The sequence below is a fragment of the Mesorhizobium robiniae genome, from assembly GCF_040545535.1.
GTDB lineage: Bacteria > Pseudomonadota > Alphaproteobacteria > Rhizobiales > Rhizobiaceae > Mesorhizobium > Mesorhizobium robiniae.
The window spans coordinates 1-12,517 of sequence record NZ_JBEPMC010000011.1 but is presented as its reverse complement, the minus strand read 5'-3'; the positions used below and the strand labels follow the sequence as shown (position 1 = coordinate 12,517).

At 60.8% G+C, this 12,517-nt stretch carries 14 protein-coding genes and 2 pseudogenes; 5 read left to right on the top strand and 11 right to left on the bottom strand.

Annotation, left to right across the window (positions count from 1 at the left end; all coding sequences use genetic code 11):
- The first annotated feature begins 65 nt into the window (after positions 1–65).
- Complete coding sequence (locus tag ABID19_RS26040; protein WP_354493783.1) at positions 66–731, top strand: GntR family transcriptional regulator; 666 nt, start codon at positions 66–68, stop codon at positions 729–731.
- Between the two features lie 85 nt (positions 732–816).
- The gene (locus tag ABID19_RS26035) at positions 817–1,050 is read left to right on the top strand and encodes a DUF982 domain-containing protein (protein ID WP_435528775.1); all 234 of its coding nucleotides are present in this window, start codon (positions 817–819) and stop codon (positions 1,048–1,050) included.
- 53 nt (positions 1,051–1,103) lie between these two features.
- Here the strand turns inward: ABID19_RS26035 and ABID19_RS26030 are convergent, their stop codons facing one another.
- Positions 1,104–1,262, bottom strand: a complete 159-nt coding sequence (locus tag ABID19_RS26030; protein WP_023798419.1) for a hypothetical protein — start codon at positions 1,260–1,262, stop codon at positions 1,104–1,106.
- Positions 1,263–1,466: 204 nt separating this feature from the next.
- Here ABID19_RS26030 and ABID19_RS26025 point away from each other — a divergent pair, with 204 nt between their 5' ends.
- Positions 1,467–2,444 carry a glycosyl transferase family 90 gene (locus ABID19_RS26025; protein ID WP_354493782.1) on the top strand — a complete coding sequence of 326 codons (978 nt, stop codon included), beginning with the start codon at positions 1,467–1,469 and terminating at the stop codon, positions 2,442–2,444.
- Between the two features lie 28 nt (positions 2,445–2,472).
- Here ABID19_RS26025 and ABID19_RS26020 read toward each other — a convergent pair whose 3' ends face one another.
- The 4 genes from ABID19_RS26020 to ABID19_RS26005 form a co-directional block, all read right to left on the bottom strand.
- Positions 2,473–3,438, bottom strand: coding sequence for a DUF3313 domain-containing protein (locus tag ABID19_RS26020; protein WP_435528774.1), 966 nt, complete (start codon positions 3,436–3,438; stop codon positions 2,473–2,475).
- Between the two features lie 111 nt (positions 3,439–3,549).
- Positions 3,550–4,887, bottom strand: a complete 1,338-nt coding sequence (locus ABID19_RS26015) for a sensor histidine kinase (RefSeq protein WP_354493781.1) — start codon at positions 4,885–4,887, stop codon at positions 3,550–3,552.
- Positions 4,887–5,558 carry a response regulator transcription factor gene (locus ABID19_RS26010; protein WP_354493780.1) on the bottom strand — a complete coding sequence of 224 codons (672 nt, stop codon included), beginning with the start codon at positions 5,556–5,558 and terminating at the stop codon, positions 4,887–4,889. The genes ABID19_RS26015 and ABID19_RS26010 overlap by 1 nt, the downstream gene beginning before the upstream one ends.
- A 139-nt stretch (positions 5,559–5,697) precedes the next feature.
- Positions 5,698–6,741 carry an aldo/keto reductase gene (locus tag ABID19_RS26005; RefSeq protein ID WP_354493779.1) on the bottom strand — a complete coding sequence of 348 codons (1,044 nt, stop codon included), beginning with the start codon at positions 6,739–6,741 and terminating at the stop codon, positions 5,698–5,700.
- A gap of 277 nt (positions 6,742–7,018) precedes the next feature.
- Between ABID19_RS26005 and ppk2 the strand changes: the two genes are divergently transcribed.
- Complete coding sequence (ppk2, locus tag ABID19_RS26000) at positions 7,019–7,939, top strand: polyphosphate kinase 2 (RefSeq protein WP_354493778.1); 921 nt, start codon at positions 7,019–7,021, stop codon at positions 7,937–7,939.
- Between the two features lie 254 nt (positions 7,940–8,193).
- Here the strand turns inward: ppk2 and ABID19_RS25995 are convergent, their stop codons facing one another.
- From ABID19_RS25995 to ABID19_RS25975, 5 genes are all read right to left on the bottom strand, one after another.
- Positions 8,194–8,838: a dihydrofolate reductase family protein gene (locus ABID19_RS25995; RefSeq protein ID WP_354493777.1), complete on the bottom strand. Its 645-nt coding sequence runs from the start codon at positions 8,836–8,838 to the stop codon at positions 8,194–8,196.
- Between the two features lie 160 nt (positions 8,839–8,998).
- On the bottom strand, positions 8,999–9,301 hold the full coding sequence (locus ABID19_RS25990; protein ID WP_354493776.1) for a HepT-like ribonuclease domain-containing protein: 303 nt from the start codon (positions 9,299–9,301) through the stop codon (positions 8,999–9,001).
- A 48-nt stretch (positions 9,302–9,349) separates the two neighbouring features.
- Positions 9,350–9,646 carry a nucleotidyltransferase family protein gene (locus tag ABID19_RS25985; protein ID WP_126041134.1) on the bottom strand — a complete coding sequence of 99 codons (297 nt, stop codon included), beginning with the start codon at positions 9,644–9,646 and terminating at the stop codon, positions 9,350–9,352.
- 49 nt (positions 9,647–9,695) lie between these two features.
- Positions 9,696–10,727 (bottom strand): porphobilinogen synthase, encoded by a 1,032-nt coding sequence (gene hemB, locus ABID19_RS25980; RefSeq protein ID WP_292674891.1) that lies wholly within the window; start codon positions 10,725–10,727, stop codon positions 9,696–9,698.
- Between the two features lie 92 nt (positions 10,728–10,819).
- Positions 10,820–11,467 carry a pyridoxamine 5'-phosphate oxidase family protein gene (locus tag ABID19_RS25975; RefSeq protein WP_354493775.1) on the bottom strand — a complete coding sequence of 216 codons (648 nt, stop codon included), beginning with the start codon at positions 11,465–11,467 and terminating at the stop codon, positions 10,820–10,822.
- 64 nt (positions 11,468–11,531) lie between these two features.
- Between ABID19_RS25975 and ABID19_RS25970 the strand changes: the two are divergent.
- A pseudogene (locus ABID19_RS25970) lies at positions 11,532–11,640 on the top strand (enoyl-CoA hydratase/isomerase family protein); the annotation flags it as partial.
- 118 nt (positions 11,641–11,758) lie between these two features.
- Here ABID19_RS25970 and ABID19_RS25965 read toward each other — a convergent pair.
- Positions 11,759–12,517: pseudogene (locus ABID19_RS25965) on the bottom strand (hypothetical protein); the annotation flags it as partial.

Sequence of the window (12,517 nt, the reverse complement as noted above, 5' to 3'; positions counted from 1 at the left end):
CGTGATCGGCCAACCATTGTGGTGCAAGTCGATCGACAGCGAACGGCCAGAAATCGGAAGCCACAATGTCACAGATGCGGAATGTCGAAATTGGGCTTCGGGAAATGATCCTCGGCCTCGAAGTTGGCCCGGGCGAGCGGCTGACGGAACGCTGGATCGAAAGCCGCTTCGGGGCCTCGCGCACGCCGGTAAGGGCAGCATTGCTGCGGCTCGAAACGGAAGGCCTGGTCTGCCGCGACGGGCGCGGCTGGACCGTGTCTCCCATCAACCTTGCCGAGATCGAGCAGATCGCCGTGTACCGCGAGGCGGTCGAGGTCGCGGCGGTCAAGCTGACTTGTGCCTTGGAGGACAGGAGCGCCGTCGAAATCCTCGAGGCGATGCTGGACTCCTGCGACGCCGGCACCCCGCGCGAGGAATGGCACCGCGTTGGCATGGATTTTCACATCGAGCTGGCACGGCTGCCCGGCAACGAGTTCCTGTACAGGGCGGTCCGCGATGCGATGACGCGCTTGTCGCGCGCCCGCTGGCTGGAGGTGCGCGACGAGGCGGCGCTCGGCCGTGCCTGGGCCGAGCACCACGCTATCCTGGCAGCGGTGCGGGCCGGCGATGCCGGTGAGGCGGCACGGCGGCTTTCGGCCCATATCGTCGGCAGCCGCGACCGGCTGGTGACATCGCTGCACAATGACCGGCGTGGCCTGCGGGCCAGGGGATTTGCCGTCGTCGCGGCCTGACTGCGGAGGCAATCACTTTCGCCCTCGCTTCGCGAGCGCCGATGGCGTAAGAGCGGCGATGGAAAACAATCGATTTGAAACACCCGTGACCGTCAAGTCGGGCGCGGCGGGAACTACTCAGCTCTTGCGGACCGTCCGGGAGGCTTCCGATTACCTCCTCAACAACTGGCCCGGCAAGCGCAGTCCAAAACATCGCGAAGCGCTACAGGCCTGCCATGATGCGCTGGCCGGCGACAAGCCGGCCATGATCGCAAGGCGCGCCTTCATAGCCGCCGCCCGCGAAGTGAATGTTTTCGTCAGCGACAAGGCTCCGGTCTGAAGACGCAGCGGGATTCCTAGCCAAATCCGATCCGCCTCGCGGGCCGGATGCGTTTACTCTGCGGTTTCCGTTTCGGTCTCGGAGGTGGTCTCGTCTTCGGGCTTCGAACGTTCCTTGGCTGCAACCTTGGCCGCCTGCTTTTCCGCCTTCTTCGCGGCCTTCTGCCGGTCGCGTTCCTTGCGTTCCTGGCCGTAATTGGGTGCTCGCGCCATATCTCTTCCTTTCGCAATCCTGAAGGCTGTTAGCCCTGCCTAGGAGCATTGGGCTGCAAATACAACACCGCAAAGGCCGATCGGCTCCATAGATAGCCGACAAGCCGACTGCGCACGGTTCTGGGCTTGCAAGATGGCTGGCACAATGGTGTAGGAGAGACTGGGGTACAGATACAAGCTCACCTGTTTTTTACCAAGTGACTGATGGCCACGCTTCGAAGAAACGCACAGAGGCTTTTCTACTATGCGCGCAATGCCATGCGCGATATTGCGCCGCAGGCGCTGTTCCGCCGCAGGCTCGCCGGGCTGCTCGACCGGGCCAGGCTTTCGGACGGATCGGTTCGCGCGCGTCTCAACTATTACAACAAATTAGAGGACGCCTTCGCGCCGAGTGCCGATGCCGTGCCGGTCAGCCGACTGCCGACAGACCGGAGCATGTATTATTACGACCTGAAGGAATTTGCCCGCTACTTCGATCCCGATTTGCGCATCGACCTCGAATTTGGCGACGTCATCGAAGTGCCTGCCATGCCGTCGATCGTCAAGGATCGGCCGATCGCCGGCGACAACAGGAACGGGGTCCTGTTCAAGCTCAACAAGTTCCGCCACTTCTACATGCCCGCCGACGATGTTGCCTTCGCGGACAAACTTCCGGTCGCCGTCTGGCGCGGCGAGCTCAACAATCCGATACGGACCTTGCTTCTGGAGGCCGCGCGCGATCTGCCCTTTTGCGATGTCGGCACACCGAGGCCGACGGCAGCGCCGGAATACCGCAAGCCTTATCTGAGCATCGATCAGCAGCGACGCTACCGCTACATCATTTCGCTCGAAGGCAACGATGTGGCGACCAACCTCAAATGGATCATGAGCTCGAATTCGCTGTGCCTGATGCCGCCGCCGACATACGAGACATGGTTCGCCGAAAGCGAACTCGTAGCTGACGTGCACTATGTGCCGCTCGCGCCGGATTTTTCGGATCTTGCCGAGCGGGTGCAGTATCTCGAACGTCATCCGACCGAAGCCGAACGCATCGTTGCCGCGGCTAACGCCTACTGCCGCAAGTTCGCCGACGAGCGGGCCGAGCAGGCGATCTGCTTGCTCGTGCTCTACAAATATTTCGTGCTCAGCGGCCAGATCAAGCCTGATCCAGAGGTCTGGCGATTTATCTCAGGCTCGGCCTAGTTCTACGCGCGCACTTGCGAAAGGCTCTTCAATTCGCCGCAAGCGGTTTGGGCGTCTTGTCGGTCCATTCCGGCGGCGCACCGTATTTGGCCGCCACAGCCCCCATCAATCCCGGCATTCGACCGAATGTATCGCACGCCGCGTATTTCGGTTTTCCGCCAAACCAGGATCGGATTCGCTGTTTCGAAGGCATGGAGAGGTCGAGTAGTTTCGGCTCCTTGCCGGTGATGAGCATTTTCGAGAAGTCACTCCCGAACTTCGAAGCGAGGCTATAGGCATCGCCGACCTCCGAAAAGCGGGGGTTGTCCTGGATCGAGTTTGCCCCGCGAGCCCAGACCATTGCCGCGCGCTGGACGCCGCCGCTATCGACGGCCTCGGCCTCGACGGCAAGTCCTCCGAGGCCGAAGGGCAGGCGCGGCACGCTGACGGGCACACTGGAGGGCAAGACAAAACTGCTGCCTACGGTGACGACGGTCGAGACCCCCGCCATCGCCTTGTTTGTCGGAACAATATCGGTGACGACGGATCGGATCGTCACATCAGCCGGCTGGCCGGCCGAGACCATTTGATACTTGTCGCTGAGCGCGACGCACAGCGCCCGGTCCAGGGCGTTCGACACCAATGAGCGGTCGGCTGCCGATTTCACCCGGGATGCGGCGCTGAAAACGAAAGTCGTCGGAACGATCCTCGCCGTCTTTGCAACCGCCAGAGCTTGTCCATCCACAAAGATACGCTTCTTGGACAACTTTCCCTTGGGCGCGCCAAGATTGCTGTAGGAGGTGAGCGTGCCGCCTTCTGTCAGAGGCACGGAGGCACATCCGGCTACCGTCAGAATCAGCAGAAATGCCAGACACAAGGATTTCAGTGGAGACGTTGGTGGGGATCCGACAAGTTGGAAGAGGGATCCAATGGATAGTGATGGATTGCTGCGCACGCTTTTCTCCGTCGCGGATGTTCTGGAAGCGACCGTGCGGGGGTAGGATTGCCGCAACATTACAGATCATTTCGAGCAGCGACGGGTACTGCCGATGCGTACTGCCCGCTGGCAGATCGAGGGCTCGTCACTGAGCGAGCGAGGCGCAGACCTACGATTGCTGCGGAGCTATCAGAGCCGGATCGCCACCTGCGTGCCGGTCGTGCTGCTTGTCATGCTGACCTGGCCCCGATGGTTGGCGACGATCTGCTTCACCAGGCTCAAACCGAGACCTGCGCCGGCGCTTCGTGGGGTGACGCGGTAAAAAGGCTCAAACACCAGTTCCCGATGCTCTGCCGGTATGCCTGGTCCTTCATCGGCCACATTGATCTCTCCGTCGGCCGAGACAGAGATCGTGATCGTTCCGCTATTGCCGCCGTGGTCGATCGCATTGCGAACCAGATTGCTGATCGCTCTCGGCAAAGCGGAAGGGCTGCCGCGCCGTTCCAGGTTCTCCACATCGCTTTCAAAAGAAATCTGGTAGCCAGCAGCGATAGCCAGCGGCGCGAGATCGGCAACGGCGGTTCGTGCGATTTCGACGAGATCGACCGTTCCATCGAGATCGGTCGTCTGATCGTTGCGCTCAAAATCGAGGAGCTGTTCAGCCATCTCAGCCAAACGCGCGACGTCAGCCAACAATCGCAGACGATCCTGACCCTCGGGCATCCCGTCGATCCGTATCTGCATGATGGCGATAGGTGTTCTGAGCTCATGCGCTGCATCGATCAGGAAGCGCTGGCGTTTTCGGAACTCATTTTCGAGCCGGTCGAGTGTTCCGTTGAACGCAGTCACCAATGGGGCAACTTCCCCAGGGATTCCGTCCACTGGAAGGCGTACTCCGTACCGGCGTGGTTCGATTTCCGATGCTTTGCGAGCGACATCGCTCACACCGGCTAAACCCCGCCCGACGATACGGGGGACGGCAAGGAAGATCGCAGGCAAGGCAATTGCGATCAAAGAGATATAGATCGGATAACTGTCGGCCAGAAGGGCGAGAACGGGCCAGCCCTTGTCATTGAAGCCGCCAAATAGAATCCGGACCTCACCCACCACGGTCTCGACATTATCGATCGAGGCGATCTCATTGGTACCGACAGATCCCCTGATATCTGCGTCCTGGAACAGGTACGCCAGATGGGCGAGCTCGGCATAGGGAGCTGGTACGGCGCCGTAGGATACCGAAGCACCGTCTAACGTGGCCGCGACATACCACAGTTCGCTGTTCTGCTGCCTAAGCGAGATCAGCTCCGGCGTATCGCGTATTTCAAACGCTCCTTGCGGGTCGCGTGCAACCGCTCCGGCCATCAGGGAGGTGATTTTGCGCTCCATGGCAACATTCGGCGACATGACGGTAGTGGCCCATATGCAAAGCCCGACGATCACTGCGGCAACCACGGCGACAATGACGAGACTGAGCTGCCAGCTCAGCTTCCACCAAAGTGATGGATTCAGCCTGTTGCCTACGCGCATCATTCTTCCTTCAGGAGATATCCGACGCCGCGGATGTTGTGGACCGCGACGCCGGCGCCGGCATCCAGCAGTCGCTTGCGCAGTCTGGAAATATGCGCATCGAGCGCGTTCGACTGGATCTCTTCTTCGTAATTGTAGACTGCCGCCTCAAGCGTCGACCGCAGGACAGTTTTTTCCTTCCGCTTGGCCAGCGCGGCCAGAACGAGAAGTTCGCGTCTAGGCAGATCGAGCGGGATAGCGTCGACGGTCACGCTCAAATGCAAGGGATCGATCACCATTCGACCCACAGCGATATGAAGTTCCGCCAGACTTGCCGGTCGCCGCAGAACGGCCCGCAAACGAGCCATCAGCTCTTCGACGAGAAACGGCTTGCCCAGATAATCGTCGGCGCCGACGTCGAGACCTTCGACACGTTCCAATGGCTCGTTGCGCGCCGTCAGCACGATGATCGGCGTATCGGTTCCTGTCCGCCGCAACGCCGGGATAAAGGTTAATCCCTCGCCGTCGGGCAAACGCCGGTCCAGGAGGATCGCATCGTAATCGTTCTGGCGCGTCAACTCGATTGCGTCGGCGAGATGCATCGTATGGTCGGTGACGATGCCATGCTTTTTCAGTGCCACCGACAGCGCGTCCGCCAGTTCCCTCTCGTCCTCTATCAGTAGGATTCTCATCACCCTCACCGCTTTATCCGCACCCGGTGTTTTCACCACCAAGATTGCAGCAGCATTGCGGAGCTTGAAGGGCAGTCAGCTAATGCTGCTGCAGATGCAGAAAACCTGGACTAGGGCGTGTCGAGATCGTTCCGATCCTTCAGATGGCATCCCGGTCGAGAACCAGATCGGCCGGACCGAACCGGTCTTTTGCGGTGAACTGCTGATGCCAGTAGGGGTAGAGAACGGGCGGGCGGCTGACCGCATCGAGCCGTTTGCGGTCGTCGTCGGTAAGCGCCAGGCTTGCAGCGGCGATATTGTCCTTGAACTGGGCTTTGGTCCGGCCGCCGATGACCAGCGAGCTGACCGCGGGCCGGCCGAGCAGCCACGCAAGCGCCACCTGCGCGGCCGACACGCCATGGTTCTTGCCGACATAGGCAAGCACGTCGACGATCCGCCACAGCCGGTCCTCGTCGCGGATCGGCGGTTCCTTCCAGCCGCTGAGCTGGCGGGAGGTGGCCTGGTCGCGATGGTATTTGCCCGACAGCAATCCACCGGCGAGCGGGCTCCACACCAGCACGCCGAGCCCCTGGTCGACCGAGATCGGCAGCAGTTCATATTCGGCTTCGCGCGCTTCCAGCGTGTAGTGGATCTGCTGGGTGACGAAGCGCGGCTGGTGCTGACGATCGCTGATCCCCAGCGCCTTCATCACTTGCCAGCCGGAATAGTTGGAACAGCCGACATAGCGGATCTTGCCCTGAGTAACGAGCGTGTCGAGCGCGGCGATGGTTTCCTCGAGCGGCGTCGTGCCGTCCCATTCGTGCAGGAAATAGATGTCGATGACATCGGTCCTGAGGCGCTTCAGGCTTTTTTCGCACTCGCGGATCAGATGGTAGCGCGACAGTCCTTCGTCGTTAGGACCGTTGCCGATCCGCATGCGCGCCTTGGAGGCGATCAGCACATCGCCCTTGCGTTTGCCGCCGAGCGCTTCGCCGATGATCTCTTCCGAAAGCCCATTCGAGTAGACATTGGCGGTGTCGATGAGATTGATGCCCGAATCGATGCAGAGGTCGATCATCCGGCGCGCCTCGTCGAGATCGGTCTTGCCGACCGCCGAAAATGCGCCGGCGCCGCCAAAGGTCATGGTGCCCATGGTCAGCGTCGAAATCTTCAGCCCGGAATGGCCGAGAGTGCGGTATTCCATGTCAGATCCTCGCAATTGCGTTGAGAAGGGCTGGCTCGAAGATAGCCCGAAATGAGCTGGTATTTGTAGGACAACTTGCAAGGCTTGTCGCCCATGCCGTGGGGGGCGGGTCGATCACATCTCACGGATTTGGCCGGCCGGCGCACAGGCCGACTGCAATAAAACCGTCATTGCGGGTCTATATCAAGTCGGCTCAGGGTTCCGTCTCCGGCTCGGTTGACCGGGAGGCAGGCGCCCGGCCAGAAGCCGACATGGGCTCGCACGCGGAGCAGCGCAAATGACCGAAGCTAAACAGAATTCTCCTGCCAGGGATTGGCTGGAGGCGGAGCTAGCCGACACGCTCGACGAAGACTACGAGCTGGAAATGTCGGAACCGGCGCTGTCGCTGGAAATCGCCAAGATCTACAAGAAAGCGCATCCGCCCTCGATGGATCGCCAGCAGTATTTTCGCGACCTGATCACGCTGCAGTCCGAATTGATCAAGCTGCAGTCCTGGGTAGCTTACCACAAGAAGAAGCTGGTGGTGGTTTTCGAGGGCCGCGACTCGGCCGGCAAGGGCGGCGTCATCAAGCGCATCACCCAGCGGCTCAATCCGCGCATCTGCCGCGTCGTCGCCTTGCCGGCGCCGACCGAACGCGAGAAGTCGCAATGGTATTTCCAGCGCTACGTCCCGCATCTGCCGGCAGGCGGCGAGATCGTGCTGTTCGACCGCTCCTGGTACAACCGCTCCGGGGTCGAGCGGGTGATGGGATTTGCCGAGCCGGATCAGGTCGAGGAGTTCTTCCGCGACGTGCCGGAGTTCGAGCGCATGCTTGTCCGTTCCGGCATCACACTGGTCAAATATTGGTTCTCCATCACCGACGAGGAGCAGCAGATGCGCTTCCAGATGCGCATCCATGATCCGATGAAGCAGTGGAAGCTGTCGCCGATGGACCTGCAGTCGCGCGTGCGCTGGGAGCAGTACACCAAGGCCAAGGAGGAGACTTTCGCCCGCACCAACATTCCCGAAGCGCCTTGGTTCATCGTCGAGGGCAACGATAAAAAGCGTGCACGGTTGAACTGCATCGACCATCTCCTTAAGCAGATGCCTTATGAGGAGGTGCCGCACGAAGAGATCATACTGCCGGAGCGCGTGTTCAATCCCGAATACGAGCGCCAGGTGCTGCCGCGCGAGCTGTATGTGCCGGAGAAGTATTGAGGCAGGGATCCCTTCTCCCCGTCACTATACGGGGAGAAGGTGCCGGCAGGCGGATGAGGGGCGGCGCCAACCTCAACAAATGAACCCGCCAAAATCACTGCGTGGATCAAACTTATTCTGATATCATATTGCCCGCGGTTGCATTGTCCGGCAGCGTAACCTTCGATCGCTTGCGCCGCCCCTCATTGCCCTGCCGGGCATTTCTCCCCGTATAGTGACGGGGAGAAAGGGACCTGCACCAAGGGTTTCGCCTCCTAAGCGCGCTCAATAATGAAATGCGTGGCATTCGGCGTCGCGACCTGCTCGCTGCAGCGGTAGCCGAGCTTGAGCATGTCGATGCCGGCAAACAGGTTCTCGCCGGAGCCGAGCAGCATCGGCGAGATCGCCAGATGCATGTCGTCGATGAGCTTTTCCCTGAGATATTGCCGGACCGTGGCGACGCCACCGCCGAGCCGGATATCCTTGCCATTGGCAGCTGCCTTCGCCTTTTCCAGCGCCGAGTGGATACCGTCAGTCACGAAATGGAAGGTCGTGCCGCCCTCCATGACGATAGGATCGCGCGGATGGTGGGTGAGCACGAAGACCGGCACATGGTAGGGCGGATTGTCTCCCCACCAGCCTTTCCAGCTTTCATCCGGCCACTCGCCGCGGATCGGCCCGAACATGTTGCGGCCCATTATCCACGCCCCGACGTTTTCGAAGCTGCGCGCCACGAACCGGTCGTCCGTGTCGGTCGTCCCGCGATCGTCGCCAGACATGTTGCGGAAGGTTCGGGTGCCGAACATCCAATTGTGCAGGGCTTCCCCGCCGACGCCCAGCGGTTCTTTCAGGTCCTGGTCGGGACCGGCGCCGAAGCCATCGATCGACAGGGTGAAAGCGTTGACACGAAGTCTGGACATGAGAGCCTCCTCGATAACCAGTTGTGAAATGCAAGCGGTATCGCTCTAACGAAACCGATTGCATTTTGCAAGTGGTATTTTGAATCGCCGCCGAATGATGAGCGGCTGGTTTGGGCCAGCCGCGTCAGGACCACTGCCAAGACGGCGGTTGCAGCGGCGGTTACTTGCGCCGCGATGCTTCGAGGATGCGCTCGACAGCTAGGCGTAGCGACGGCAGACTGTCTGTCACTACGGTCCAGACGATAGCGTCGGAAGTCTTGTGATATTCGTGACGCAAAATGTCGCCTATTCCACGAACCTGCTTCCAGGGAATTTCTGGAGCAAGAGCGATCAAATCGTCCGGGATGTGCCGGGTGGCTTCGGATATAATCTCGATGCCGCGCTCTACGCCATGACGAAGCAGCCAGTCATCCCGAAAGTCGTCCAGAGTCTTGCCGGCGGTGGCAGTGCCAATGCCATCCAAGGCCGCTATGATCTCGGCTAGGATCGGCTCAAATCCGGCGGACTGCCATCAGAACACGCGCACAGCCGATTGTTCGATCTCGGCCTTCAACATAGGGTGAAGGCTGTCGCGTGTGGTGATGTCGATTTCCGCTGACATCTTCTCTTCCAGAAATTGCTTGATGCCGACCAGATCGATCAGAGAGAAGCGCCGCGCCGGATCATAGTCGATGAACAGATCAAGATCGCTGTCCGGCTGTGCATCGTCCCGCGCCGCCGACCCGAACAGATAAAGCGAAGTCGCGCCCATGCCTTTGATGGCATCTGCGTTTCTCTGCAACCGTTCGATGACCTCATTCCTGCTCATGGGTCCATTCTAGCGGATTGCATCAAAATCCCAAAATGATTGCGAGTATCTACCCCTTCAGCATTTCCGCCACTTCGGGCGCGAAATAGGTGAGGATGCCGTCGCAGCCGGCGCGCTTGAAGGCCAACAGCGATTCCAGCATCGCCTTGTCGCCGTCGATCCAGCCATTGGCGCCGGCCGCCTTGATCATCGAATATTCGCCCGACACCTGATAGGCGAAGGTCGGCATCCGGAATTCGTCCTTCAGCCTGCGGATGATGTCGAGATAGGGCAGGCCGGGCTTGACCATCAGCATGTCGGCGCCCTCGGCGAGGTCCTGCTCGGCCTCGCGCACGGCCTCGTCGGAATTGGCGTGGTCGAGATAGTAGGTCTTCTTGTCGCCCTTGAGCAGGCCGGCGGTGCCGACCGCCTCGCGATAGGGTCCGTAGAAGGCGGAGGCGAACTTCGTCGCATAGGACATGATCGCCACATCCTGAAAACCATTGGCGTCGAGCGCATCGCGGATGGCGCCGATGCGGCCGTCCATCATGTCGGAGGGGGCAATGATATCGGCGCCGGCCGCGGCCTGGATGACGGCAGCCGCCGTGACCTGCTCCACGGTCTGGTCGTTGACGATGATGCCGTCGCGCAAGATGCCGTCGTGGCCGTGCGAGGTGAAGGGATCAAGCGCTGCGTCGGTGATGATGCCGATCTCGGGCACCGCGTGCTTGATGGCGCGCGTGGCGCGGTTGATGACGTTTTCCGGATCGAGGATGTGCGAGCCGGTCTGGTCGCGCAGGCCGAGTTCGACATTGGGGAAGGTGGCGATCGCCGGAATGCCGAGCTTAGCGGCGCGCTCGGCCTCCTTGACGGCAAGGTCGAGCGACAGGCGGAAGACGCCGGGCATGGCGGCGATCGGTTCGCGGATATTTTTCCCATCGACGACGAAGATCGGCCAGATCAGATCATCGACCGTGAGCCGGTTTTCCTGGACGAGGCGGCGCGACCAGTCGGCCTTGCGCATGCGACGCAAACGGCGGCTGCCGGTGATCTCGTCGACGCTGCGCGCGCCGGCAGGCTTTGCTGGGGTGAATTTGTTCATCGCCAAAACTCCGGATCGGGCGGCTTTTACCACGAGCTTCCGCCGCTGACCAATGCGACGATTGTGCCAGCGTGTCCGTGGCTCGCTGGCAGCTACGGATTTGGCGGCCATGCAAGCTCGGGACCCGTTCTGAAGAACGAGACGTTGTTGGTGAAAATGCTGGCCGGGGCAAGCCGGATCATGCGCCCATCCGGATGTTCGATCTGGGCCACGTTGTCGATGAACCACTGGTTCCAGCCAGATTCTGGACCAAGATATTTTCGAAGCAGCCGTTTGAAGCGATCTGGCGACATCGGTTCGATGGTGGCGGCGCCGCGCAGCCCGAGGTGGAGCAGAATACCGGCATCGTTGTCGAAGTGGACAATTTCGACCGCGCAGCGCGGGTCTCTTTCAAGATGCTTCACCGCGCTCCCATCTGACGACCCGAGAAGCCAGATCGCACCGTTTTCCCAGATGAACCATACGGGCGCGTTGCGCGGCGCGCCGTCGGCGGTAACGGTCGCCAAATTCGCCATCAGCGGGCGACTGAGGACATCGTCCGGGTCGAAATTTCGCGGCATCGTCAAATCATGTTCTGACGCTCTGGGTTCAACGATCATGCGTTCGCCTTTGAGTTGACTGCTGCACAGCGGCCGGCTGTATTTGTCGCTGACAATTTGCGCCCATTTGATCCGGACGCAAAGGATGAGCTCTGTCCACTCCAGAATCCAAACTGACCCTCTACCGACTGAGCTTGGCATTGACGCACCCATGCGCCACGCTTTAGCACTTCAGTCCGGCGGCGCGGGGAGGGATTCTCTGGCGATGGATTTTGGCGGCGGCGACGAGATCCGCTTCGAAAATTTGGGTCGGGCTGGCATCGTCACGCTGACGCGGCCGCAGGCGCTCAATGCCGTCACCCATCGCATGGCGCGAGATCAGCGCCGGGCTGACGCTGTCGATGGACGAGTGCATGCGGATGGAGTTCTACTCCGCCGGGCCCCGCCTTTCAAGACGGGGAACGATATGCATCCGCCATGCGCCCGACCGTTTCAGGCGATCAGGAAATCGTCGTGGGTCAGGATGAGACCGTGGCCGATCGTCGCGAATTGGCTAATGCCGCCCGCAAGCACGCCATTGGCATCGTAGCTCAGCGCGCCGGTGGCGCTGTTGTAGAGGATGTGGGCATGGAAGTCGGCGTCCGACATTACCCCCGGCGTGGTGAACGCGGTGAAGACGCTGTTTTCCAGGCGGAACGTATCGTCCGCGACCGAGAAGTCAGTAATGGTGTCGATGCCACCGCCGCCGCCGCCACCGCTCTGCAGGTGAAAAGCGAAGGTATCGTTGCCAGTGCCGCCGGTCAGCGTGTCCGAGCCGCCTTCGCCATCGATGACGTCGTTGCCGGCGCCACCTTGGAGAACATTGGCCCTGCCGCCGCCGAGGATGGTGTCTGCAAACTGGGTGCCGATCAGGTTGCGTATGTTCGGCACGTGGTCGGTATCGCCAAAAGAGCCGATCACGGTATCGGCCGCAAGACCGCCCTGGGCGGCGGCGAGAAGGTTTGCGGTGATCCCATGGGTAGCGCCAGCTCTGACATCCAGACTGTAGTCGACAGTGTCGAGGCCGGTTCCGCCGTCCATTGTGTCGTTGCCGGCTCCTCCGACGAAGGTGTCGTTGCCGGCGAAGCCTTTCAATATGTCGTTGCCGGCATTGCCGATCAGCGTATTGGCCAGGCCGTCGCCGTTGAGGGCGTCAGCGGCGGAGCCGCCAGTGACATTTTCGATGTTCTTGATCGTGTCCTCATTGACGCC